This is a genomic window from Paenibacillus selenitireducens, assembly GCF_002021565.1.
Taxonomy (GTDB): Bacteria; Bacillota; Bacilli; order Paenibacillales; family Paenibacillaceae; genus Paenibacillus_K; species Paenibacillus_K selenitireducens.
On record NZ_MSZX01000013.1, the window covers coordinates 38885 to 64684 of the forward strand.

The 25800-nt window shown below is 45.8% G+C and carries 23 protein-coding genes and 1 pseudogene; 4 read left to right on the plus strand and 20 right to left on the minus strand.

Translation table 11 applies throughout. The features are described from left to right. Positions 1-54 precede the first annotated feature (54 nt). Both BVG16_RS25980 and tatC read left to right on the plus strand, forming a co-directional pair. Entirely contained in the window at positions 55-273 is a 219-nt protein-coding gene (locus BVG16_RS25980; RefSeq protein WP_078502118.1) for a twin-arginine translocase TatA/TatE family subunit, read from the plus strand. Positions 274-298: 25 nt separating this feature from the next. Beyond that, positions 299-1063, plus strand: a complete 765-nt coding sequence (gene tatC / locus BVG16_RS25985; RefSeq protein ID WP_078502119.1) for a twin-arginine translocase subunit TatC — start codon at positions 299-301, stop codon at positions 1061-1063. Between the two features lie 122 nt (positions 1064-1185). Here the strand turns inward: tatC and BVG16_RS25990 are convergent, their stop codons facing one another. The 5 genes and pseudogenes from BVG16_RS25990 to BVG16_RS33795 all read right to left on the minus strand — a co-directional run bounded on the left by BVG16_RS25990 (position 1186) and on the right by BVG16_RS33795 (position 8842). Next, positions 1186-1668: a GyrI-like domain-containing protein gene (locus tag BVG16_RS25990; RefSeq protein ID WP_078502120.1), complete on the minus strand. Its 483-nt coding sequence runs from the start codon at positions 1666-1668 to the stop codon at positions 1186-1188. A gap of 63 nt (positions 1669-1731) precedes the next feature. Then, a complete protein-coding gene (locus BVG16_RS25995) occupies positions 1732-2664 on the minus strand; it encodes a helix-turn-helix transcriptional regulator (RefSeq protein WP_332888814.1) in 933 nt (310 codons plus the stop codon). Positions 2665-2699: 35 nt separating this feature from the next. Beyond that, positions 2700-4148 (minus strand): FAD-dependent oxidoreductase, encoded by a 1449-nt coding sequence (locus BVG16_RS26000; protein ID WP_078502122.1) that lies wholly within the window; start codon positions 4146-4148, stop codon positions 2700-2702. A gap of 111 nt (positions 4149-4259) precedes the next feature. After that, the gene (locus tag BVG16_RS26005; RefSeq protein ID WP_078502123.1) at positions 4260-5978 is read right to left on the minus strand and encodes an ABC transporter ATP-binding protein; all 1719 of its coding nucleotides are present in this window, start codon (positions 5976-5978) and stop codon (positions 4260-4262) included. A gap of 183 nt (positions 5979-6161) precedes the next feature. Further along, positions 6162-8842: pseudogene (locus BVG16_RS33795) on the minus strand (putative bifunctional diguanylate cyclase/phosphodiesterase). 224 nt (positions 8843-9066) lie between these two features. Here BVG16_RS33795 and BVG16_RS26020 point away from each other — a divergent pair. Beyond that, positions 9067-10146 carry a M42 family metallopeptidase gene (locus BVG16_RS26020; RefSeq protein ID WP_078502126.1) on the plus strand — a complete coding sequence of 360 codons (1080 nt, stop codon included), beginning with the start codon at positions 9067-9069 and terminating at the stop codon, positions 10144-10146. 115 nt (positions 10147-10261) lie between these two features. Here BVG16_RS26020 and BVG16_RS26025 read toward each other — a convergent pair whose 3' ends face one another. From BVG16_RS26025 to BVG16_RS26085, 13 genes are all read right to left on the minus strand, one after another. Continuing rightward, the gene (locus tag BVG16_RS26025; RefSeq protein WP_078502127.1) at positions 10262-11743 is read right to left on the minus strand and encodes a methyl-accepting chemotaxis protein; all 1482 of its coding nucleotides are present in this window, start codon (positions 11741-11743) and stop codon (positions 10262-10264) included. 31 nt (positions 11744-11774) lie between these two features. Next, entirely contained in the window at positions 11775-12341 is a 567-nt protein-coding gene (locus tag BVG16_RS26030) for a hypothetical protein (protein ID WP_233147177.1), read from the minus strand. A 620-nt stretch (positions 12342-12961) separates the two neighbouring features. Then, positions 12962-13858: an IS3 family transposase gene (locus BVG16_RS26035; RefSeq protein ID WP_158081800.1), complete on the minus strand. Its 897-nt coding sequence runs from the start codon at positions 13856-13858 to the stop codon at positions 12962-12964. Between the two features lie 35 nt (positions 13859-13893). Next, positions 13894-14217: a helix-turn-helix domain-containing protein gene (locus BVG16_RS26040; RefSeq protein ID WP_158081801.1), complete on the minus strand. Its 324-nt coding sequence runs from the start codon at positions 14215-14217 to the stop codon at positions 13894-13896. 334 nt (positions 14218-14551) lie between these two features. Beyond that, positions 14552-14749 carry a Rossmann-fold NAD(P)-binding domain-containing protein gene (locus tag BVG16_RS26045; RefSeq protein ID WP_078502131.1) on the minus strand — a complete coding sequence of 66 codons (198 nt, stop codon included), beginning with the start codon at positions 14747-14749 and terminating at the stop codon, positions 14552-14554. Positions 14750-14772: 23 nt separating this feature from the next. Next, complete coding sequence (locus BVG16_RS26050; RefSeq protein ID WP_078502132.1) at positions 14773-15315, minus strand: hypothetical protein; 543 nt, start codon at positions 15313-15315, stop codon at positions 14773-14775. Between the two features lie 122 nt (positions 15316-15437). Continuing rightward, the gene (locus BVG16_RS26055; protein ID WP_078502133.1) at positions 15438-16403 is read right to left on the minus strand and encodes an ABC transporter ATP-binding protein; all 966 of its coding nucleotides are present in this window, start codon (positions 16401-16403) and stop codon (positions 15438-15440) included. After that, the gene (locus BVG16_RS26060; RefSeq protein ID WP_078502134.1) at positions 16396-17382 is read right to left on the minus strand and encodes an ABC transporter ATP-binding protein; all 987 of its coding nucleotides are present in this window, start codon (positions 17380-17382) and stop codon (positions 16396-16398) included. The genes BVG16_RS26055 and BVG16_RS26060 overlap by 8 nt, the downstream gene beginning before the upstream one ends. 9 nt (positions 17383-17391) lie before the next feature. Then, the gene (opp4C, locus tag BVG16_RS26065; RefSeq protein WP_078502135.1) at positions 17392-18318 is read right to left on the minus strand and encodes an oligopeptide ABC transporter permease; all 927 of its coding nucleotides are present in this window, start codon (positions 18316-18318) and stop codon (positions 17392-17394) included. Positions 18319-18331: 13 nt separating this feature from the next. Further along, entirely contained in the window at positions 18332-19285 is a 954-nt protein-coding gene (locus BVG16_RS26070; protein WP_078502136.1) for an ABC transporter permease, read from the minus strand. Positions 19286-19369: 84 nt separating this feature from the next. Next, positions 19370-21103: an ABC transporter substrate-binding protein gene (locus BVG16_RS26075; RefSeq protein ID WP_078502137.1), complete on the minus strand. Its 1734-nt coding sequence runs from the start codon at positions 21101-21103 to the stop codon at positions 19370-19372. A gap of 232 nt (positions 21104-21335) precedes the next feature. Further along, a complete protein-coding gene (locus BVG16_RS26080) occupies positions 21336-22256 on the minus strand; it encodes an ArsR/SmtB family transcription factor (protein WP_078502138.1) in 921 nt (306 codons plus the stop codon). A 338-nt stretch (positions 22257-22594) separates the two neighbouring features. Beyond that, positions 22595-23353, minus strand: a complete 759-nt coding sequence (locus tag BVG16_RS26085) for an MBL fold metallo-hydrolase (RefSeq protein ID WP_078502139.1) — start codon at positions 23351-23353, stop codon at positions 22595-22597. A gap of 116 nt (positions 23354-23469) precedes the next feature. On the opposite strand from BVG16_RS26085, the gene BVG16_RS26090 reads away from it, so the two are divergent. Further along, positions 23470-23898 carry an Lrp/AsnC family transcriptional regulator gene (locus BVG16_RS26090; protein ID WP_078502140.1) on the plus strand — a complete coding sequence of 143 codons (429 nt, stop codon included), beginning with the start codon at positions 23470-23472 and terminating at the stop codon, positions 23896-23898. Between the two features lie 79 nt (positions 23899-23977). Here the strand turns inward: BVG16_RS26090 and BVG16_RS26095 are convergent, their stop codons facing one another. Then, positions 23978-24838: a hypothetical protein gene (locus BVG16_RS26095; protein ID WP_078502141.1), complete on the minus strand. Its 861-nt coding sequence runs from the start codon at positions 24836-24838 to the stop codon at positions 23978-23980. Between the two features lie 27 nt (positions 24839-24865). Continuing rightward, positions 24866-25798 (minus strand): TIGR03943 family putative permease subunit, encoded by a 933-nt coding sequence (locus BVG16_RS26100; RefSeq protein ID WP_078502142.1) that lies wholly within the window; start codon positions 25796-25798, stop codon positions 24866-24868. Positions 25799-25800: the final 2 nt, after the last annotated feature.

Below are 25800 nucleotides of genomic sequence, written 5' to 3' on the forward strand. Positions count from 1 at the left end.
TAATGGGTTAAGATGTAAATAACTGAATGTCATTGATGACGGAGGCGTATAAACATGTTTGGAAACATTGGGGTAAGCGGTTTTATCATGATTATTGTTCTTGCTCTTATCATATTTGGACCTAATAAGTTACCTGAATTGGGTCGTGCGGCCGGAAGAACGCTGCGTGAATTCAAGAATGCAACGAACGGACTGATCTCGAACGATGAACCTGCTCCAAAAGAAACGGCTGTCAAAGCAGAATCTGCAAGTAACGAAACGAACAAACAATAATAAGCAATCTGGCCGGTGATCAATCATGTCTGAAAAATTACTATCACTACTGAAGCATGTCGGGGAGTTGCGAAAGCGCATCCTATGGACCTTAGCCATGCTTCTGCTCACTGCTGTAGCGGGGCTCTTCTTTGCACAGAAAATCATTCTATATTTCAAAAGCGTTCCGCCTGCTTCGACGATTTCTTGGAATGCTTTTTCCCCTTGGGACGCGGTCAGAATTTATATGAATGTAACCTTATTGCTCGCGTGTCTCATCACCCTTCCCTTTGCTTTGTTCCAAGTATGGAAGTTCGTGAAGCCGGGTCTGCGCGAGAAGGAACAGAAGGCGACGCTGCGTTATATCCCTTTTGTCTGTTTCATGCTGCTCATCGGACTAGCTTTCTCGTATTTCGTTGTCTTTCCGATGGCGTTTACATTTACGACACGCATGACGGAGAATATGCATCTTATTCCAACGTATGGCATATCCCAATATTTCAGCTTCATGTTCAGTCTCGTGATTCCCGTGGCTATTGCCTTTGAATTGCCTGTGCTCGTAATGTTCCTGACGAAATTGCGGATTCTGAACCCCAAGAAGCTTGGCAAATTTCGCCGCTATGCCTACTTCATCTTGGTCGTGATCGCAACGATGATCTCACCTCCGGAATTTATCTCGCATCTCATGGTGGCTGTACCGTTAATTGTGTTATATGAAATCAGCGTTACTGTATCGAGATACGTATACCGGAAGCAGTTGATCGCAGATCAAGCATTATCGGAAGAGGATAACAGCGCCTATTCCACTTAACCCCTTTAGGTAGACATACGAAAAAGGCCATTTGTATGATGGACTTATCGTATTCCACCGGAGGGGATTTTTTTATGGCTAAAAAGGGATCAAAAAAAGATGCCCGCAGGCATCCTCTGACATCATTGAACGGCGATATAAATCTCCACGACAGCGTGGTTTGGATCAAATTGTTGCGTACGATACAGCTCGAAGTCACCTGTATAAGCTCTTTTGATGGATGAATCCTGGAAAAAAGCCCAGATCGTCTGCCACGTTTCATATACGACTTCATAGACAGGGCCCGGTTTCGTTGTAAACACCATATACTTCGCTTCCGGAACCGTAGCATGGACCCATTCTGTTTCGGAATGAGCCGTCCCGTCACCCTTCTCATGCCCGAGCAATACGGTGTAGGCTCCCGATGCATCGCTCTCATAATCCGTATATAACGCATACAGAAGGTGGGCATTGTCACCCTTGATTTGGGCCTGCATATTGGATTGGAAGTATGTCTCCCACAACTTCGGCAGGCGTCCATTCGGCCCTGTTTCCTCGGCATTTGTCGTGCGTGTGCTGATCCCTACAAGTTCTATGGCTGGGTAATGCGTAAACTGCTGATTCATGGCTTATCCTCTTTTCGCTTGTTATGAACCCATTATATATTGGAAAATTGGACAACTGCCTGTCTAGTTGGTATACCGCTCCATAATTCGTTGCGCCCGACTGATGATTTCCTCCGCCACCGAAGCCGGTTGCTCGACTTTAACATAATGGCCAAAGCTCAGCAGCATGCCATAGAACCACTCATCATCGCTGAACCGCCCTTCCACGCGAACCGTTCCATCCGGCAGAACCGATACTTGATCAGCATTGAACATATCTTCTACCCGGTAGCGAACCTCTCTGCTAAAATTCAGCATGATCCATTTCTCTTGAACTTGATTCCATGTCTCATCCCAAGCATATCCATCCAATGCAGGAACTTCCCGGCGCTCGAATCGGATGTCGCTGACTGTTAAATCCCTTATCCGGGATAACCGAAAAATGCGGAACTCCCCGCGAAGCATGCAGTACGCTTGCAGATACCATACATTCCCCTTCAATATCAACGCGGTGGGTTCTGCTCGGCGCTCACTTTCATTCCCGTTCATGTTCATATAACGAAAATCCAGCAGTCGCTTCTCCTCAATCGCCTGCTTGAGACGGTTAAGTTTATCTCGCATGTCAGGTCCTTGCCCCCAAGGGTTAAAATCGAAAATATATTTCTCCCCTTGCGAAGCGGACTGCAGCTTATCCGATTTGCGAAGCACCGCATTCACTTTTTCTAGCAAATGATCTAACTTATTGTCGTCCATGGCGGAATTGATGCCTTTGACAGCCGCGACGATGGCCTGAATCTCTTCTAAGGTTAAGAACTGGCGCGAGATGGTGAACTCCTCCATCATTTCGAATCCACCAGCCGTCCCTTGATGCGCCACGATCGGAATCCCCGCTTGACTGAGCGTATCCATATCGCGATATATAGTTTTGGTAGATACCTCAAATCGATCCGCCAATTCTTTGGCGCTAAGTCGCCCGCGGTTCAACAGGAGAACCGTCATGGCGAGCAAACGATCCATCTTCACCAAATCACCTTCTCTCTGCTACTACTCTGCTACTTACGAAGTACGATGCCATAATCCTTCTGAAGGTACTGATGAATCCGTGTGAAATCAGCAGCTGTCAGTTCTTTCAGCCGTTTATGCTTCGACTCGCGTCCTAAAATAATGCCAATCGATTGTGCCGCCAAAGCGGTATTCGGTACAATCCGTGCGCTGCCATATGCCTTAATCGTTGCCCCTACGTTGTTCCCGACAACAATAACATTCTCAAAAGACATTAATTCAAATGATCGCAGCGGAAGTCCGTACCGATCCGGCGTCCCGACATTATTGCCTTTCGGCATCACCCTCGTTCCCTGTAGATCCATACCATAACCGCCGATGCTCACGTTATCCCAGAACATTTTACTGCCCATCACATCTTGTTCGGTAAGCACATAGTCCGTCTCATACCGATTATAATCTCTTATGTATAAGTAATCAGGATATCCGTTTAACTCTGCCTTGGCAAAGCCGGGAATATTCTTGCGCAGAAATTGCACAACATGCGGGGCCTCCGCCCTGGCCTTGGTGACTGCCGATGCAACCGACTTCGGGTTGGAAGGATCTACATCAAAAATCAACAACGAATTGATGATTACTTCCCCATTTTTCTGATCCGTTGCGTTCAAACCTCTCAGCATCAATTGTGAATCTAGCGGTTTGTAATTGCTTGTTATATTGCTAAATCCGGTTGCAAAGTTCCAATCTACATAGGAATTCGGACCATATTTCGTTTGAACATGCGTAAGCGGATAATCCTCAAGGATGGCTAGGTGCAATTTGTTCCAATTCACCTTCTTAAGCTTCAACATGAAGGTCGCTGCCATATAATCCGGCTTCTTGCCGTTATAGATACTTTCCATCCCTGGAATACGCTTGACGCCCAATTTGCCGGTTAATGCGTTATGATCCGTATTCTCTACCCAATAATTGGCTTGAACCGTGTAATTATGACCGTCTTTTGCCTTATATGACAGCGATCGGATAGACTTATCCGCATCCGAAGAATCAATATCGAGTGATTGGATCACAATACCGCTCCGTATCGGAATCCCTTGAATTAACTTTTGAAAATACCGTTGAAAATCGGCTTGCTTCCGAATCGATCCCGCCTTGTATCCAGCGTATAGATTCTTCAATTCACCTTGAACAAGACTTCGCTTCTTCTTGTCATTCGGTTCATCTAGAACCATCATTTGCCCTTGAATCAATTCGCCACCTGGTTTACTACGCGGATCTAGAATGACTACGTTCAGTCCCAGGTCGCGTGCCGACTTGGCAAGAAGGACGCCTTGGATTTCACTGCCAATGACGACAACATCATACCGACTGCATCCTGGACCGCAAGATACATCTCCTGTGGCAGCATTCGCTGATGGATAAGGCACGAACAATGGGATGATACATGCTGTGATCAGCATACCAATCATGATCTTCGGGTAATTTCGAATGAATCTCATACGTTTAACATGCACACTCCTTATGCAATACGAATTAATTCAACCCAGCCTTTTACAATTCCCATCTTACCACAGAACTAGAAAAAAAAGTCTCCTTCGAGACTCTTCTTGCTATACCCCGCCAAACTGTGCTTGATGCAATCGACTATATACGCCGCCAAGCGTAATCAATTCGTCATGGCGTCCTTGTTCTTCGATGCCTTGTTCCGTCACAACAATGATGCGATCTGCATTCTTAATCGTCGCTAGACGGTGGGCAATCACGAGCGTGGTCCGCCCCTTCGATAATTCAGTTAAAGACTTCTGAATCGCCGCTTCCGTCTCGGTATCGAGTGCCGATGTCGCTTCATCCAGGATGAGGATCGGCGGATTCTTCAAGAACATTCTAGCAATCGCAAGCCGCTGCTTCTGACCGCCTGAGAGCTTCACACCCCGCTCCCCGATAACTGTACCTAATTCATCCGGCAGCGCTCGAATAAACGGCTCTAACTGTGCCCGTCTGACCGCATCCCAAATTTCCGTTTCACTGGCATCCAGTTTCCCATAAGCAATATTTTCACGAATAGAACCGTTGAACAAAAACACATCCTGCTGTACAATCCCGATTTGCTTACGGAGGGACTGCAATTTAATGTTGCGGATATCTAGCCCATCAACCGTAATCTGACCGCTGTCCACCTCATAGAAACGCGGCAGCAAGCTGCACAGCGTTGTTTTTCCCGCTCCTGAAGGACCCACGAACGCGATCGTCTCCCCTGAACGAATATGAAGATGGATATGTTGTAATACTTGGCTCTCTGACTCATAGCCGAAGCTAACATCCTTGAACTGAATATCCCCTTGGACATGTTTCACTTCCACGGCATCTTTTGCATCTGCAATATCGGGTTCCGTATCCAGCATTTCAACATATTGCCTAAATCCAGCGATTCCTTTCGGATACGTCTCGATGATTGAGCTAATCTTCTGAATCGGTGCCAGGAATACATTCGACAATAATAAGAAGCCGATAAATTCCCCATACGACAATTCCTTCTGAATCACGAACCATGTACCGCACACCAATACGAAGAGGGATACCAGCCGCATTAACATATAGCTGACTGACGTACTCATGGCCATGATTTTGTAGGATAAAATTTTGGTCAAGCGATACCGTCCATTGCTAACGGCGAACAATTTCTTCTCATGCTCTTCATTTGCGAAGGATTGAACAACACGCATTCCACCGATATTCTCTTCCATCCGCGCATTAAATTCTCCTAAATCATTGTACATCCGTCGGAAGGTTTGGGACATTTTCCCGCTGAAATAACCTGCGGTCCAGATGAGCACAGGCACCACCAGCACCGTAATCAACGCCAACTTTACATTAATGGAGAGCATTAATGCGAAGGCCCCCACAAGCGTCATCACGGCGATGAATAAATCCTCCGGTCCATGATGCGCAACCTCCCCGATTTCCATCAAGCTGTTCGTCATCTTGGATTGCAGGTTCCCGGTCTTGTTGTTGTCATAGAAACGGAACGAGAGCTTCTGCAAATGGTTAAACAGCTTGCTGCGCATATCGGTCTCGATGTTGATCCCCAGCTTATGCCCCCAATAAGTGACCACGAACTGCATGATGGTATTCAATCCGTAGATGATAAGCAGACCGATACAAGCCCATAGAATCAGTGACCAGTCTCCGCTAGGCAGAAGATGATCCACGAACTGGTTGACCGCCACCGGAAAGCCTAATTCCAACAACCCGGCGAATACGGCACAGCCGAAATCCAGAATAAATAATCCTCTATAAGGACGATAATACGAAAAAAAACGACGAAGCATCATAAAATCCTCTTTTCCTATTAGTGAGAATAATTCTCATTTATATTGTAAATAAAATCCACCAAAGTAACAACCCCTAATCACAAAACTCATACAAAAACCCCGCTGCCGCAGAACGGATGACCGATCTGAACAACGGGGTTTTACAATTACTGCGGTAATGAACGAATAGGGATTCACCCTCTAATAAAATACGGGCTGGGATTGAGATCGAATCAACATCTGCGTTATCTCTTCAACCGGCAACGGCTTACTAATGAGATACCCTTGGATATAACGGCAATGATGGTTTTTGAGGTATTCCATCTGCTCCCTGGTTTCTACCCCTTCCGCAATGACATCCACCCCTAATTGATGAGCCATGTTAATGATGATATCGACCAGCTTCACTTCATCCGAAGAGGATATATCCCGAATAAACGCCCGATCGATCTTAAGCGTATGGATTGGATACAACATGAGATAGGATAACGAGGAGTACCCCGTCCCGAAATCATCGATCGAGATCAAGAACCCTTGTGCATGGAGTTCCCGCAATACTTTGGCCGCATCATCCACGTCATTCATTGCAATCGTCTCCGTAACTTCCAACTCCAACATAGCGTAATCCACCCCATATTGTTCGACAATCGCTATCAGATGGCCTACGAAATCCGCTTGCTCCAGCTGCTTCAGCGAGATATTTATGCTTACCGGCAGTTCAATGCCCATCGCTTCCCATCTCTTCAACTGACTACACACAGAATGGATGATCAGTCGCCAATGGGGTTAATCATGCCGTTCTCTTCGGCAATGGGAATGAACTCGGAAGGCGGTATGAATCCCAGCTCTGGATGAATCCAACGAATCAAGGCCTCCATGCCTATGATTTGTTCACTTATCACATCGTATTTGGGCTGATAATACACTTTCAAATGATCTTCTGCGATACAGCGATGCATTTCTTGTTGAAGGACCGATTTACGCTCCACTTCCGAACGAAGGGACTCATCGTAGAAACAGTACATCTCTCCCGAACTATGCTTCGCCCAGTACATCGCTAAGTCCGCGTTCGCAATCAGTTCACTCAACATCATCCCATCCTCTGGATATACAGCAATCCCTATGCTCGCGCTCACATGTATCCGGTGCTCCTCATGGATAACGGGAGGTTCCAATTCGCCTATGAATTGCTTCACAAAGCTCTCCACCTGCTCATGTCCCATATTCGGCAAAAAAATGATGAACTCATCTCCGCTGTGACGGCAGGCGATCCCCCGTCCATGTGTGACAGCGCGAATTCGCTGCGCGACTTCCCTTAGGATATAATCGCCTAACTCGTGGCCTTTCGTATCATTGATCTCCTTGAATTGATTCAAATCCAAAAATAAAATCGAAGCTTGGGAATGAACGGTACCCCATAAACTGTTCACTTCGCGATAGAAGGCATGGCGATTGGACAATTGCGTCAATTGATCGAAATAAGCAAGGTGTTGAATGCGCTCCTGGCTTTCCAGGAATTTGGTCTGATCCTTCATGAGGATCGTGACGCCCAACACTTCATCCTTCAGCAGGTAAGGAAAGATTTTCACATCTAAGTACAGCGTTTTTCCTGACGCATTGATGACATGGGAGCGAAATGCGACCTTTTTGCTTCGCATCGCCTGCTTCATATGCTGCTTCCAAATATTCTCTTCATTCCGCATGATACACTGCATACCATCCCACTCCTCAATCGTCTGGAATTGTTGATAGACAAATTGATGATAAGATAGATTATTCGTCAGGATTGCGCCATCTCGGTCCAAAATCACAAGCGGTTCTTCCATCTGGTCAAATAAGGAACGATAGCGTTGTTCATTCACAAGCAATTCTCGTGTTCTCTCTTCGATGGCCCCGTTAAAATCGTCATTCAGACGAAAAAAACGGTTTAAATACGTATAGTCCTCCTTTGTAACTAACAACTGGCGGACCAAAACGAGAATACCGCTGAACAAGAGCGTCCATTGAACGATGGGTTCAAATCGCATATTGAGGCTGAAATATAAGGTTGGACATAACCAGAATAACGGCAGCACGTTCTTCAACATACTTTTCGAAAATGTATATCCCTGAAGAACAAGCGTTGAATCTTCCTTTGTATTCCGCAAGAAGGATAACACGACAAGACCCACTCCTAACGATGTCAGCGTGCCAACAATTCCGGCATAGTCCAACAACTTATGATCCAACGTTCCGTAGGTCAATTTATAGGAAGCAACTAGTATGGTATACGCTAAAAAAGCAGCTGTACTGAAGATAAGCAACCCTTTCATAAAGCGAGAAAGGTATCTCGTATACATTCGGCAGATTAGAATGGCAAGCAATAATGCATTCAAGTCCATGAGCGTATAGAAGGTCCATCTCATCAACATGACTTCTTGCCCATGATATGTAGATAATAGAACGAATATGGCTCCATAACATAGATACAGCAGAATCTCGATTGCTAAATGAATGCGATTCATCGCGGATCGAACAATGGATACGGCTACTAATAAGGAAATCACCTTCATAACCTTACTAGCTGCTAGACATATTTGCTTCACAAACACGATGTTCTGATCCATAGCATACCCTGCCCACGGCCCATCCCCGATCATGTACAGCAGTCTAGATACGACCAACGCAAAAATGATACATACGACTTGTTTCTTTGTTCTATTCTTGATATATTTCAACCCGAACAGCATGACACATATAGCTAGAACCGGTGTCGTTATTTTAAATATAGGTTGGATCGGATTACGCTCTCCAAACCAATCAAATCCCATGTAGAGAATCACGTATAATCCTCCATACACCAGGAATATGATCTTCTCAACGTTCGATTTTAGAACAGCCATATGATGAAAATCCCTCACTTTGTATATTCCAAATTTTTACTAATAATTTTAAAGATACTCTTCATCATAACCGCATGACTTTCCTAGGTGGAGTGACACGCTTCACAAAGTATATATTTACCAATAAACTTGCTTCCTCCGTGCGATAAGGTCATACTATAGGGGTAGAATAGTCAGAAGCCGATGTAGGCTTACCATTTCAATTGGCAAAGGAGTCCATACATATGCAGCAAGAGACATTGGAATTGTTCCGTACTTTAACTGAATTCCCAGCGGCATCCGGGTTCGAAAGAGAACTTCGTAAGCTTGTAAAAAGTGAAATCTCGAAATACACCGATGAAATTATTCACGATGCACTCGGTGGCGTGTTCGGCGTGATGCGTGGAGACGATCAAGGCCCGCGCGTAATGGTGACAGGACATTTAGATGAAGTAGGATTTATGTCCACGCAAATTACGGACACAGGTATGATTAAATTTACGACCCTCGGCGGCTGGTGGGGACAAGTCATCCTCGCGCAGCAAGTGGATGTGATCACACCAAACGGACCGATTCGCGGTGTTGTGGGCTCCATTCCGAAGCATCTATTAGATGAAGCAACAGCGAACAAACCCGTAGATCCAAAAGTGATGTATATTGATGTCGGTGCAGACAGCCGTGAAGAAGCCGAAGCTGCTGGAATCCGTCCAGGACAACAAATTGTACCTGTATGTGAATTTACGCCGATGATTAATCCGAAGAAAATTATGGCTAAAGCGTGGGATAACCGCTACGGGGTAGGTCTTGCGATAGAATTGCTTAAAGATTTGCATCGCGAGAACTTTAAATTACCGAACACGTTATTCGCAGGCGCAACTGTGCAAGAGGAAGTGGGGTTACGCGGAGCGCGTACAGCCGCAAACCTTATCCAACCCGATATTTTCTACGGGCTCGATTGCAGTGCAGCTAATGATATGACAGGTGACCGTAACTCCTTCGGTCATTTAGGCAAAGGCGCACTTCTTCGTATCTTCGATCCGACGATGATTACGCACCGCGGATTGATTGAATTCGTGCAGGATATTGCCGATACACACAAAATTCCTTACCAATATTTCGTATCGCCAGGCGGTACGGATGCGGGTCAAATTCACCTCAGTGGGAAAGGCGTGCCTTCCACCATCATTGGTGTCGTAGGTCGTTATATTCACACGCCTGCTTCGATCGTACATACAGATGATATCGATGCAGCCAAAGAATTGCTCGTTCAATTGGTCAAACATACGGATCGCACAACCTACAACACTATTGTAGAGAATAGCTAATCCGACTCATTTGAAATACAACAAACCCCGTAGATCTGGGAAGGTTAACATGGACCTTTTCCGAACTGCGGGGTTTTGTTATGTATTCGAAATGAAGATCAGCATTACATCAGGGTTATTCTTGATGTTCTGCTAATTGTTTCAGGCTGGATACCCGTTGATCAAGACGATCATATCCTTGAACGAGTGCTTCAATCTGCCCATCCTGATGTTCCATGCTCGCTGTCACCTCTTCAATCGACATCATATGCTGTTCCGTACTCGTAGCAATAGAGATCATACCTTGGGCCACCGTACCATACTGCTGTTCCAGATCGGTTACCGCAACACGCATCAGCTCTGCCTGACTGTTGACTTGGTTCGTGTTCCCCATAATCAACTGTACGATGCTTTCCACAGCATTCGTCGCCTCGACGCTCGATGTTACAGCGCCTTCGCCTTGATCGATGAGCTTCGCCGCATCCGTAATCTGGTTCTGAATACTTTCAAGGATGGAGGCAATATCCTGTGCGGCACGTTGTGAATGATCTGCCAACTTGCGCACTTCATTCGCGACGACCGCAAATCCTGAACCATGTTCCCCTGCGCGAGCCGCTTCTATCGCCGCATTCAATGACAATAGATTAGTCTGCGCGGAAATCTCACTAATGGTCTGCACGATGCTTCCCACTTGATCTGTCTGAGCCGTAAGCATATTCATCAATTGCACCGTTTCACGGATCATCGTCTGAACATGGCCAATCTCTTGGACGAGCGTGGATATCTGGCTATTCCCTTGCGTCACCAGCTGCAGCGTCTCCGTAGCATATTCATCCAACTGCCCGCTTCCCTCGCCGACATGACGAAGTGAACGTTCCACGGCTTGAACCGAAACATTCATTTGATGAAGATTACTCGTCTGCTGCTCAATCGAGCTTGAGATCTGGGCAAAGGTCCCCACGACTTCACGGGAGATACTGCTCGTCGTAACCACGCGTTCCTTTTGCTCCAAGCTAAATTCATTTAACATCGTGACCGATGCCCGAATCTCGGTTAAGAGCTTCTCTGCTTGTGCTTTGGATTGCAGTGCTGCTTCACTATTCTCCAGCACTTGCCGCTGCAGATTCTCGCTGAAGATGGCTGCCGCACACAATACGATCGTCGCTAGAACCACATACAAGAGTAAATAAATCAGAGGTTCCTTCGCAAACAAAACTTCGTGCAAAACCGGATGATAGAACACGTACAGCGTTGTCGCAAAACTAAGGACGCCGGTTAGCAGTACAGGTCGATAATTCGAATAAAGTGTCATGATGCCCATATTCACATACAAAAGGAGATACGTACTGAATATAGGGTTCGGGTCCGAGACCATAAGTAATAGAATAAGTCCTGACATAATTACCGGAACCAAATACATGATGTAATTAACTGCAATGCGCTTATACGTCAAGAATGTTGCTAATCCACAGCCTATTACGCCGCCAATGATTAAAGTATACACCATGCTGGCTTGAGCCCCTGCCGCAAGGTTCGTTGCCGTTCCTAGCACGATCATCGCCCATAATATTTTGACGAACAATCGGTTCCTTTTGTCTAAGATATGATGCTCTTTCAAAACGTACCCACATCCCATTCCTTGATTTATCTTACACCAGCGTGGCCACCCCTACTTCTTGCGTATCCGGCAGCAACCATTCAAATTCAGATTTGTTCCCCCAAATTTTACCCACGTGGATAATCGTAGGTATGACATCATCCCCTTTATATGCGATGCGGCCAGCAATCTGGCGTGCAGGGATATGGAACGATACACGAAGAGCCCGGGCAAATACCGGCTCTAGCAAGCAAATATAATAATTGAAATGATGCTTGTCCGCATAATTCACCATCGCCGACAGCAAACGCGAGATGTTCGCTCCCCGATGTTGTTTTAATAGAGCTACTTTGTCCACCTCTGCGACATGCGCAGTAGGTTCCATCAATTCTGGCTGCTCATGAAATGGTGCGATTTGATGAATGGGGTTGCTCTCTTCTGTGCAATAAGGCTTAATTTCGAAAGTCCCTACACTCACCCCTTCTTCATTGCTTACGATCATCCGATCCAGGACTTCTTGCTCATATTCGAGCTCAAACCCCTTCTCACGCCATACCTCTGTCCAAATGTGATGAAACACCAACAATTGCGAATGATTCTGAACTACCGTATACATCATACAACCCCTTCCCATTTTTAATTAAATTGTATATTTTTGTATGTTCACACCCCTCATTTTACTGACATTTCGGGAAAAGAACCATACAAACGCTATAAAATCCAACTAAAGACCTAGGAATAATTAAATATTAAATTAGTTATAAGGGGTGATGAGCTTTTTTTATTAGTTATTATAATGTATCGGCAGTACCAGTCATTTTTGTGAACGTTAGGACCTCACAGGTATTTCTCGACAAAATCTCGACAAAAAAAGCGTGTTGCTACTCTCTATCGCTGGAGTAGCAGCACACTTCGTAAAGGACGCGCCATCTTATGGTGTAGGGATACGGTCCATCTTTTTAGGGACATCATCGCTGGCGCACTAGCCACTAGTTATAGGGCTTCCCTCCTTATCAGCATCGTTAGTAGACTAACCTCTATATTGGATGGATCCAATATAGAACACCCATTTACCGCTTTATCGATTCTATATTGGATAAATCCAATAACTACGGTGGATATCTGCCCATTTCGTGCATATTTCTACTTCTATATTGGATTCGCGGCTAGGCCCCTTAAATCCGGAGTCTTACCCTACAAAAATCACTCGTTCGTAGCATAGCTCTTTTTTTCGAGCCATTACATTGCTTTATGGAATGCCGAGGTGTCCTCCAGCGTTTTGACCCACTTGGAAAATACCGCTGGAGCCATCCGTTTCAAGCTACCATGCATCTTGCGGTTATTGTAGAAATCCATGTACTTATCGAGTACCTCACAAGCCTCTTCAAAGGTCATGAATTCTCTTTTACTGAATATATCGCGCTCTAGAATACTGTGAAATGACTCAATGTAAGCATTCATATTAGGCGTTCGCGGTGGGATGCGTTCATGAACGATGTCTAGGCACTCACACATGTCTCCGAATAGTTTGCTGACAAATTGCGGCCCATTATCTGTGCGGATCACAGGATTCTCTTCACCCGGGTTAACTCGATTCTGTAAAGCATAACAAAGCGTCTGGACGGCATGCTTGGCCTCGCATACTAGACCTTTGTACTGGCCAACAACGACGCGATCAAACACATCAATGATGCTGAGTATAAAAAAGAAGCGCTTCTGCTCGACGGCATAGCCGTATTTAATATCCATTTGCCACAATTGGTTAGATCCTGTTATTAATCGGTTCTTCGGTAGTCTTCGCGGGTGCTTCTGTATGCGCTGACGTGGTTTCTGAAGAATGCCTAGCTCATCACATAAGCGGTAGGCCTTCTTTTTATTCAAACTAACGTTATATTGATCACGAATGCACTGCGCAAGAAGCTTGTAGCCGTAGACGTGTTCTTCGCCCTCGATGAGCTCAAGCAGCCACTCGTTGATTTGTTCATCACTCACTTGTTCACCCGTTAACGTATGGGAATATCCCGGTACAGGGCGTCCTTTTCGGCTTTCTGTGGAACGTTCCGGCCCAGGATTAGCGGCCCTCTTCCTACGATCGTAATATGTGGACTCTGAGAGGCCAAGGATACGCAGAACCACTGCTGTTGGTTCGCCCCGCTTAATGAATGGTTCCGCTATTTCGAATTTTTCGGATAAGCAGGGTTTTTCTTTTTTAGCAACTCACGCAGTATCTCAATCTCAAGTTCCTTCTCGCCAAGAACTTTAACTGCTTTTTCGTAGCGTTGTTCCACATTTTGAAGTCGTTGCAGCTCTTGTAAGTACTCGTCAGTCATTGGAATCTCTTCTGTGGGAATGGAGTCACGGTACTCTTTTACCCACAACCGAATGGTTTCAGGATGGATGTCATGTAAGCGGGCTAATACCCCCACCTTGATACCAGCCAACGCTTCCTTCACAATTTTAAGTCGTACTTCCTCTTTTAATCTCTTGCCACCCATACGAATCATCTCCCTTATTCCTAGTTTAAATTATTTGGGTAGGAAGACTCCAGTTTAATTAGGGGGCCTAAGAGTTCGTCCACTATAGAGGAGGATTCGCGCTGATTTTGACCTCTTACATTGGATTTATCCAATATAACCGGGGGAGGCTGCAATTAGTGTAGCAATGCCATCAATGCATGGATCACACGTAATGTTCCTAGCGTACTCACGTTATACACGCCTAGCATTTCTTAATCATCTAAGGGATATAACACCGTCGCCTCAACATCCCCAAGCATCGTGGCATTATTTTCAAACAGATTCGTGATACGACCGATACGCTCCGCAAAAGTTATAACGCTTTCATTTCCTCCGATATAAGCTTCATCACCTGCAATTGATCCTTATACTGCTTCTGCAGGTCATCCGAATCGCTTAACGCTTCCATATAGCGGCCTGCAAACACATGGTATCCGTCCATTAATAAGCGCCGCACAAGCGCTAACCCGACTCCGCGATCCGCGCCGGTTACGATGGCACACCACACCATTCATTTCACTTCTCTATCATATTTTAGTTCTTAAATTGAACAAACTCCTCTGCATGGGAACGAATATACGCTCCAATTCGCGCCCGCGTGATGGGCGCAAATTGATGGAACATCTTATCGAACGGCGACAATATGGCATACATCGTCTCATCGAATCCTAGATTGTAAGGATGCAGCGGAAAATATTCGGGATTGATCGCTTGCTGCTGCGAATCAAAGATATGTTCAATTTCCTCCAACAATTTCGCCATCGTCGGGTCTTGGAAATACTCCATGCTCCATCGAATCCCCTGCCACTGTATCGGCTGCGCATAGAAGTACGCACTCCACCAGTAAAATTCCGCCTGAGATTTCGTCACATGATAATAGTAAGAATTGAAAAAAAACAGAGCGCGCTGCCCCGTACTTAAACCTTGATAGAATTGCTTCTTCGTAATTAACGCATCCACATGCGTCTCCATTCGAAATGCTTCTTTATATGCCTCAATGAGCGGCTCAAAACATACAGAAACCAATTCTTCATCCGGTGTCGAATCCATAAGATGACGCTCGATGTATATTTCCATATCCGCTTCACGCTCCTGCTTCTACTATACCGAATTTAATTCCACGATCATAGAATAAAAACAACATACATTCCCCGAATCGCAAAAAAAGAGCCCATCTACGAGAGTTGGACTCTTAGATCCTACACCAAATGGCAAGCTACATAATGCTCATGCCCGACATGGCGGAATTCAGGAACTTGTTCTTTGCACATTGCCGTAGCAAACGGGCACCGCGTATGGAACTTGCAGCCTGTCGGCGGATTCGCCGGGCTCGGTATATCTCCCTTCAGCACGATACGATCGCGTTTCAGCTTCGGAATCGGGATTGGGACCGCTGACAATAAGGCTTTGGTATACGGATGGAGCGGATTACGGAACAATTCATCCCGCGATGCCGTCTCCATCATCGAGCCGAGATACATCACGCCGATCCGGGAACATAAATGCTCCACGACGCTCAAATCATGCGAAATGAACAAGTACGTCAAACCGCGTGTCTCCTGCTGATGCCGAAAGAGGTTAATAATTTGTGCTTGAATAGACACGTCGAGTGCCGAGACGGGTTCATCCGCAATAATCAAATCCGGGTTCAGGACCAACGCGCGCGCAATTCCGATCCGCTGCCGCTGTCCCCCCGAGAATTCATGCGGGAACCTGTCATAGTGATATGACGACAAACCGCAGGACGCCAGCACTTCTTCTACGCGATCGCGAATCTCGCCTTTCTGCAGCATCCCATGATCCAAGAGCGCCTCGCCAATTGCATCTCCTACACGAACGCGAGGATTCAATGAGCTATATGGATCTTGGAAAATCAGCTGCATTTGCGGGCGAATCTGGCGTAACTCTTTACCTGATAATTCATGAACGTCTATACCTTTAAACTTGACTTCACCCGCTGTCTTATCATGCAGACGAAGGATCGTACGCCCCACCGTACTCTTCCCGCTCCCTGACTCGCCGACGAGCCCGAACGTTTCCCCCGGTTGTATGGAAAAGCTGATATCATCGACCGCCTTCACATGACCTACCGTACGATTCAATAAGCCGGAGTTGATCGGAAAATACTTCTTCAGATGATTCACTTCAACTAATGGCTCAGACATCAGCAATTCCCTCCTCGTACAACCAGCATGCCACTTTTTGCGTGCTGCCTCCGACTTCTTTCAACTTAGGCTGCTGCGTCTCACAGATCGACATGCACTGTGCGCAGCGTTCGTGGAAATAACAGGACTCCTTCAGCGACAGGGGATTCGGGACTTGGCCCGGAATCGAGTACAGCTGCTCTTGACGCTGATTAATGATCGGCTTGGATTTCAATAATCCCTTCGTATAGGGATGCTTCGGATTGTTGAAGAGTTCAACAACCTCACCCTCTTCCACTACTTTGCCGGAATACATCACCACCACATAATCCGCCATTTCGGCGACGACACCTAAATCATGCGTAATGAGAAGAATCGACATGTTTGATTTCTCTTTAATCTCGCGAAGCATGTCCAGAATCTGTGCTTGTATCGTAACGTCCAAGGCGGTCGTCGGCTCATCTGCGATCAACAACTTTGGATGACACGAGATCGCAATCGCGATCATAATCCGCTGCAGCATGCCGCCGCTCAACTCATGCGGATACGAATCGAAAATCTGCTCCGCACGCGAGATCCCCACTTGCTTGATCAATTCAATGGCACGCAGACGCGCTTCTTTCTTCGAAAGCTTCTGATGCTGCATTAATGGCTCCGTGATCTGTTGTCCAATCGGTAAGACCGGATTCAAGGAAGACATCGGTTCCTGGAAGATCATCGCGATCTCATTGCCCCGTATGGTGCGCAATTCATTCTTGCTGAGATCGAGCAAGTTCTCGCCGTCAAATCCGATCTTGCCGTTCACGACCTTCCCCGTCGTTCCTTCGATCAGTCCCATAACGGACATCGCTGTAATACTTTTACCGCAGCCGGACTCCCCGACAATACATACCGTCTCGCCTTCGCGAACACGGATGCTGACATCATCGACCGCCTTCACCGTGCCCTCTTCCGTGTAAAAATAGGTACTTAAACGATCGATTTCAAGTGTATTTTTCATTGTAGCCACCTACTTCTTGTGTTTAGGATCCAGAACGTCCCGAAGCCCGTCACCGAAAATATTAATCGCAATGACCGTGGAGAATATCGCAAATCCCGGCGGAATCCAGAGCCAAGGATGCTTCTCGAAGTCAATCACGTTATTGGCCGAATCTATCATGTTCCCCCATGTCGCTGTAGGCGGTGTCACACCCAGTCCGAAATAACTAAGTACAGACTCTGAGAGAATCGCCCCCCCGATACTTAAGGTGGCAACGACAATTAATAGAGGGAACAGGTTCGGCAATAAATGATTAAAAAGCTTCCGACGGTCGCGTAAACCAAGCACAACGGCTGCCTGCATGAATTCACGTTCCCGCAAACTCAGCATCTGTCCGCGAACAAGCCGCGCAAGACCAGGCCAACCTACAAAACTTAACATCAACATAACAATGTACATCCGTGAATCAACGGGTACTTTCCATTCGGATAGCAGCGCACCTAAAATGAATAGAATCGGCAGCCCCGGAATGGTCAGCAGCAAATCTGCGATACGCATAATTACTTGATCGACGATACCGCGATAGTAACCTGCAATTGCACCAAGAATGGAGCCAATAAAGACAGACAGCAGCATGGATGCCAATCCGACGGTCAACGAAATCCGTCCTGCTTGCAGCAGCCGAGTCATCACGTCACGGCCTAGCATATCCGTACCCAGCCAATGTTTCAGGCTTGGTGCCTTGTTCATCGCGGTTACATTAATTTTCCCATCGGTATAAGGCGAGAATAAAGGACCCACAAAACAAGCCAGGAACATCAAGATCACAAAAATAAGGCCTGACATGGCTAACTTATTCTTACGAAGTTTACGCATCGATTGCGTCCATAAGGAGGATTTCACGGCTGTATGGTCCTGCCGACTTGATTTAACGACTTCACTGCTCATCGTAGACATGATGTTTCCCCCCTTACAATTTCACGCGCGGATCGGCGAGATGATATAAGATATCTGAGATTAACGTTCCGATAACCGTCAACACGGCAATGAACATGGTAAAGCCCATCAACAGCGGATAATCCCGTGACCCGAACGACTGCATATACAATTGGCCGATTCCAGGCCAGTTAAAGATCTTCTCAATAATGATGGATCCACCGAACAAGCCTGGGAGTTCAAACCCCACCAGCGTAATCGCTGGAAGCAGTGCATTGCGAAGCGCATGGCGGAAGAGCACCGTTCTTTCGGTTAACCCCTTGGCACGCGCCGTCCGAATGTAATCTTGTTGAATGACATCAATCATGTTACTACGGAAATAACGTGTCAGTGAGCCCACTCCAAGCAAGGTCATGACCACGACAGGCAGCGTCATATGGTGAATAACTTCCTTCACGTAGGCCCACCCCGTCGCATTGCTTCCTGTCGTCATCATCCCACCCGGCGGCAGCCACTTCAGATCGACAGCCAAGGTCTTGATGAGAAACAGACCAATGAAGAAGGACGGGATCGACATCGCTGCGAAAATAAAAATCATGACAATGGTATCGAACCAAGAATATTGTTTATACGCGGAAATAACCCCAATAACCACAGCAATCACCCAAGTGAGAAAAGTCGATACGATCGCAAGCAGGAACGAATTCCAAATGTATTCATTAAATAAGGTTAATACGGGCTTCTGCTGCGCGAGTGAATAACCGAAATCCCCATGCAGCGCATTTTTCATCCAAATGAGATACCGCTCAAATACCGGCTTATTCAACCCATACAAATCGCGCAATTCTGCCTTACGTTCGGCAGACATCTTCAAGTTGCCCGAGACGAAGTCCCCAGGCGTTAAAGCATAGAGGAAAAAAATCAACATGGATGCACCAATCAAAATTAATACCATGTAGATCAGTCGTTTGGTTAGATATGTGCTCATGACGGGCTCCTTCGTAAATGTGATGTGTCCCCTATCTACGAACAAGACAGGGGACATCATCAGATTTTAAAGTTCTAATAACAATTATTTCAACGTCCATTCTGGAATGCTTGTAGAGAGACCACGGAACGGATTTAAGTTGAATCCTTCAATACGTCCGTTGTAAGCATAGACTGATTTACCATAGCTTGTGAAAATATAAGGTGCATCTTCATTGATCACTTGATAGAGCTCTTTATAAACCGCTTTACGCGCTTCGATATCGTTCGTTGCAAGGCCTTTGTCGTACAATTCTTTGATTTTTGGATTGTTGTATCCTTTGACTTCTCCGTTCACAAAGGAAATCACGCCATCGGACGGATCCGTAAGAATAGGGGTAGAGAAAGATACCAAGTCAAAGTCCCCGCTCTCGAATTTCGCAATTTGGGAGTTGAAGTCTGCGAATTGCTCCGCTTCCAACTGCACACCGATCGCCGCATAGTTTTCTTTAGCTACCGCAATGAAAACATCTGTTCCTTTTTTCTTCGAGCCGATAAAGTGAATTTTCAGCTTCTTGCCGTCTTTTTCACGAATACCGTCAGATCCTTCTTTCCAGCCTGCTTCATCCAGCAATTGCTTAGCTTTCTCTGGATCATAGTTGTATGGATTAATGCCATCTTCTGTATAGGACCATGAGCTCTGCGGTGTTGGGATATTCGCAATGGCTGCAGCACCTTGGTTCGAATCCACGTAAATCGTTTTGCGATCCAATCCGTAGGTCAACGCTTGTCTTACTGCTTTATCTTTGAGCGTCTCGTGCTCCATGTTGAATTGCAAATAGCCGTAGTTGCTTGCCGTATAAGGCTGCAAGTTCAAAAAGCCTATTTTTTTCAGACGATCGATGTTGTCCGTTGTGGCTTGGAAGCCTCCGAAATCTTGCTCTCCCGTTTCAACGAATTGGAATGTGTCGCCCTCTGTTGTTTTATAAATGAAATGTTCGATTTTCACTTTGCCCTTGTAGTAATTCTCGTTCGCCACGAAACGAACTTCTTGCCCTGGAATGAATTTCTCCAATTTATAAGGACCATTACCTACAGGTGTTGCATGTAAATTCTTGATGTAATCCAATTGACCGAATTTATAATCCTTGCCGTAGTAAGCTTTGGACAATACTTCCGATCCAAGCGTCAGCAATGCTGTCGCATTAACTTTATCTAAAGTTACCGAAATGGTTTGCGGATCAATTACTTTAATGCCTTCAATCGTTTTGGCTTTGCCTTCTTTGTAAGCTTCTCCGCCTTTGATATGTGCAGACAGGAGATCATACCCGCCGTCATAAGCTTTATCATGCAAGATCGTCCATGTGAATGCGACGTCATCAGCCGTCAATGGCGAGCCATCGCTGAACTTCGAATCTTTACGAAGATGGAATGTATACGTCAATTGATCATCCGAGATATCAAAGCTCTCAGCCAAATCAGGAATCGGTACGCCGCTGTTATCTACGGTTACAAGTGAAGAATACAAGAGTGAAGATACGTTACCGTCATAACCGCTTTGTTGAAAATAAGGTGTGAACGCGCCACTCGGATCTGTCAGCCCAACGATAACGGTATCCGTACGCTTCTGAGCCAGCTCAGGAAGCTTCGATATATCCGTTGCTTTCAATAATTCGGTTAAACCCGAAGAAGTCTCCGTTGTTGCTTGATCTGTCGTTGTCGTTGTTGTGGATGCAGCGTTTCCTTCTGCAGCAGGCGTGGATGATTGTTGCGAGCAAGCCGATAGGAGCAACGCGCCGCTAATAATAACTGTCAGTAAGGAGAATAACCCTTTTTTCATAAACCTCTCTCCGATCATTTTCTAATATTTTCTTTTCCATATACAATTCCGACCTGTTAAGTATGAATTGTTTTTGTTAGGTTTATTATAGGAGCACGAAGCGGTTCTGTAAAGAGAGAACTAGAAATTTTTTCTGCGAATACAGAAAATTTTAACACTTTAACGTAAAAAAGAAGCCTCCAAAACCGTGTAACCACAGGGTTTTAGAAGCTTCTTTATGTTTCAAAAAATATTATCGTCCTTCAACATAACGGAATAAAATGTCATTCATTTCATGTAATGCCTTCGGTCGAAGACTGTATTCGGTGAGAACCTCACCTTCAAAGTGCGCATGAATGAAACCCGCACTCCGCAATTTGAAGAGATGATCATGCGTAATTCCTTTGGACAACTTCAAGTGACGCACGATTTCGATAAACGAATGGGGACCTTGGTGTAAGAAGCGTAAGATTTTCAATCGGCTCATCTCGCCAAGAGAGCGGATCATGCGATAATGATGCGGTGAAAATTCATCGGTTTCATTCGGATATTGACGCGATGCATAATGACACATGGTTACCTTCTTAAAATGCCAAATCACATTCAACGGTTGGAAGTGATATTGCGGCACCAGTATGATCTCCTCTAAGCCATTGATCGGCTTGAACATCAAGCCATTCGTCGTATCGTCGATGAATTCAGCAGGTGTCATGGTCGGCAGGGCAGTTTGTCTGCGGCCGGCCTCTAATCGAAGCGCATTCAAGATTTCCGGATCCACGTATTGAAAATATTCCTCGTTCCATGCGGTAAACAACCGTAAGGCGTGAGACCGGAAAGCGTCCATATCCTCAGGAAATTGGTTACCATACCCGGCTAACAGCTCATACAAATCGCCAACCGAATGTCCCTCAATCCATTGAATCGCATCTTCAGGACATTCTGCGCCTCCTGGGCATATCATCGCAAGCAAATACATGTGACGCCAGTCGCCATTCACTTCCGTTAGTTCAAGAAGCCGTGTCAACTCAGGGGATAGCCGACGCTCAGTATCCTTGACCCAGGTGAACGCTAGATCAATCTTCTTATACGATTTGCTGCAAATATACGTATGCAGACTACTGATGAACTCATGCAGGGGCGTAAAATTGACGCTCAAGCGGTAATCCAATTTCACACACTCCTCTCCAATTCCCCAAGTGCTCTGATGCTACTGGTACTAGGAAATCATGACTTATCTTTTAAATGTATTAAATTACGCGGAAAATTGTCAAGTCCATAACAAGGGGGCTGCACATACGATGCAGCCCCTCTCACTTACATGTTCTTCAATTTATAAAATTCACCTTGACTGGTCTGAGGTGATCGCACACCTCTTAGGGATTAGCCGACGCCATTGTCACCGTATGCTTCAGTCGGCAGTTCTCCATGTGGGCGGATTGTACGCCATGCGAGTTCCGCAAGAAACATAAGGATCAAATCCTTCACTTGACGCCGATGATTTTATCTTAGCTTTTATTGTTCAATCTCGATCCATTCACCGTCTTCCGGTATGAACATGCGGTTATGAATTCCTTCTTCGCTAAGATGTTGACGCAGCACATCCCGGGTTACGTAGCAGTGGTTGATCGCATCCATATGAACCGCTACGACTTGCGTATACGGAGCATATGAATGGACTGCGGCAACATCTTCCGCGGTCATCGTAATGGGATCGCCTTCGGCAAAACGGGCGCCGCCCGCATTCACGATCGTAATCTCGGGATGATATCGATCCAAAGCTGCCGATACATCCTCACACCAGATGGTGTCTCCCGCGATATAGATGGACGGCTCTCCATCCGCTTGCAGCACGAATCCGGAAACAGGCCCCATCAAGTGACCAATTTCACCGGTACCGTGCTGGCCATTCGTACGATGAACTTGTAGACCCTGCCAAGATTGAGTCGTATCAACAGGAACGATCGCCGTAAATCCATGCTCCGCAATCCGCTCTTCATCCCCCGCTTGGCAGAGAATCGGCGTTGACTTCGATAACGCATCCATGGCAGCCTGGTCCCAGTGATCTTGATGGAGATGTGTCAGGAGTATAACATCCGGCTGACACCACGTACTTAGGTCATCTGGCAACGAGACTAATGGATTCCGACGATCATTGGTCGTGTTCCAAATCGGCGGATTCACGCCTAATTCGCTAAACATCGGATCTACAAGAATATTTATCCCTGCATATTTCAGCCATAGACTGGCATTTCGAATAAGTTGTATGTTCATGATTTCTTCCTCCTCTTCTTCCTGTTAAAATTATAACCAAGGCTGCGATCGCGGCATATCACTTGGTGAAACCATTAAAGCTTTTTTATTTTCACGATGAAAGGATTTGACGCTAGATGCAAGATTTGTCCATTGATACAGTGGATTTAAGCATATTGCAGTATTTAATCGAGGATGGTACACGTTCCCATAAGGACATCGGACAACTCGTCCATCTCACGGGGCAAGCCGTAGGAGCCCGGGTGCGTAAATTGCAGGATATCGGGGTCATTGAAGGATATACCGTACGGTGGAATCCGGAGAAGCTTGGATTCTCCGTGCAAGCGTTCATCACGATCTTCCTGACAAGCAACCAAGCGCACACCTCCTTCCATTCCTTTATCAAGAACCGGGATGAAGTCGTAGAAGCCTTTCGCGTGAGTGGTGAGGGCTGTTACTGGATGCGCGTGCGTGCTGAATCCCCCTCGCAGCTCAATGATTTCTTGGAAGAGCTGTTGAAGTACGCGAATTATAAAGTTAGTCTTACCTTAGGGCAGATTAAATAAGAAACCGGGATATCATCTGCTCCAACACGAAAACAAACCTAGAGATTCTCCTCAAGGTTTGTTGTATCAGAATTTTATCCTATTTCACTGTAATCGAACCGGCTTCACCCGTATCCACATGATACGAAAAGGTTCCCTCGTGCGGGTTATTGAATAGAAATACATTTTGCCCAGTTACGAGGGGCGCATTTATTCCTAATGTTTCTGAAATCAGCTGATGTCCTGCTCCCATCTCTGGTTCGACCTCAATAATTAACTTAGCCATCGACTTTATGACAAAATCTGTATTTTTAGGAACGAAACCAATTTTTGTCAAGCGAACGGTAGCTGTCTGAAGATCGTTCTCCTCATCCATCACCGCATTTTGCGTGTTTGGCTGGCCAATTTGTCCGATCCCTATATTGTCTTTCTGTATTACCACAAAGCCCGCTAACCCAAGAGCAATGATAGCGAAGATCATCGTAATGGCATAGGATGGCTTCTTTGCAGCACTCTTTTTCTTCGCAGTAATCTTGTTGGTCGCGGAGATATTCTTCTCCATGAATTTCATGATCGCATAGGTTGCAACAATAAACACAATCATCGTCATGAATACAATTTTGTCTGTGGCAAAGAACTTCAAACCGAAAATAGTACCTAATATTCCACCAGTTATTCCCCCAATGATACCATGCAGTCCTGCCCGCACTCCTAAAGGTCTACCCATCCCAAAACCAGCGATGATGGCAAATGCAACAGTAGCGGACAATGACGGCCACAACTGATAAATAAAGATTTGTGTTACAGCGATCCCGAAGGCAACGCTTGTTAATATGCTCCAGATTATGCAGATGACACTACCAGCAGTGTGATGTAATCGCCCCTTCATTCGGTAAGTATGCCATACGATATACATCGTTATTAAGATAACAAGGGTTAGACTTCCATAGTTAAGCAACATACCGCGCATTCTCCTCCTTCTTAGGTGTTATAGTTTTGAGGCAAAATCCCAATCTGGATAAACATAAGGCACTTCTGGAGCATCCGCTGGTTCAATTTTCTCCACGTTGATTTTCATCACCTTTTGCCCCTGATGGTCGGTTGCTTCAATGATTCCAGATATCGACACCCACGAATCGTCCGCGTAAGCACTAGCATCCATCGACTCCGCTATAATGCCGTAAGGGGAAATATCAGCAATACAATGTGTCATAGCCATCCTGCCGATGATAAACTCCGTTCCGGTCATACCCGCTTCTCTATAGATGAATCCCTTTATCGTTATGGGTTTGCCAACAAAGTTGCCGACAAACGTATTCAGCGCCTGCAACTTCTCGATAAACCACTCATCCTTCATTACAATCGTATCTTCTTGGTACAGCTTCATGCCGAGCTTCGCATAATCTTTGTTATACACATCCGTCTTAAATTTCGCTTTCAATTCCGGATCTTCATTCCCGTCGAGTTCTACGAACGCCCCCTGCTTCATACCCGTCGATAAAGATGCTCCTCCTAAATGGATGCCTTTTGTTTGTACGAGAGAACCTGCCAAGGCGATATTCGGCAGTGCAAGGCCTAACAATAAGGGGAGAATAAACAACCCGTAGAATGCGATGTTCTTCCACCATCCTCTAGGAAGGTCATGATTATGCCCATCGCTATGGTCATGACTGTGGCTATGATCATCCCCACAATCGCATAAAATCACTTTCTTGTTCAATGAAATGATCGAGATATACAATTGGAAGATCGCGATAAGGAGTAGTATAACCCCCGTTATTTTCAAATAAATCTCAAGCTGCGGAACAACATATAACTGTATTTGACCAGAGATAACCAAATAACCGATCATGACCGCGAACCCAAGCAGGATGAAGGCACGTGTAAAATGGTGGATGCTGTCTGCGTTGATTTTCCTCATCT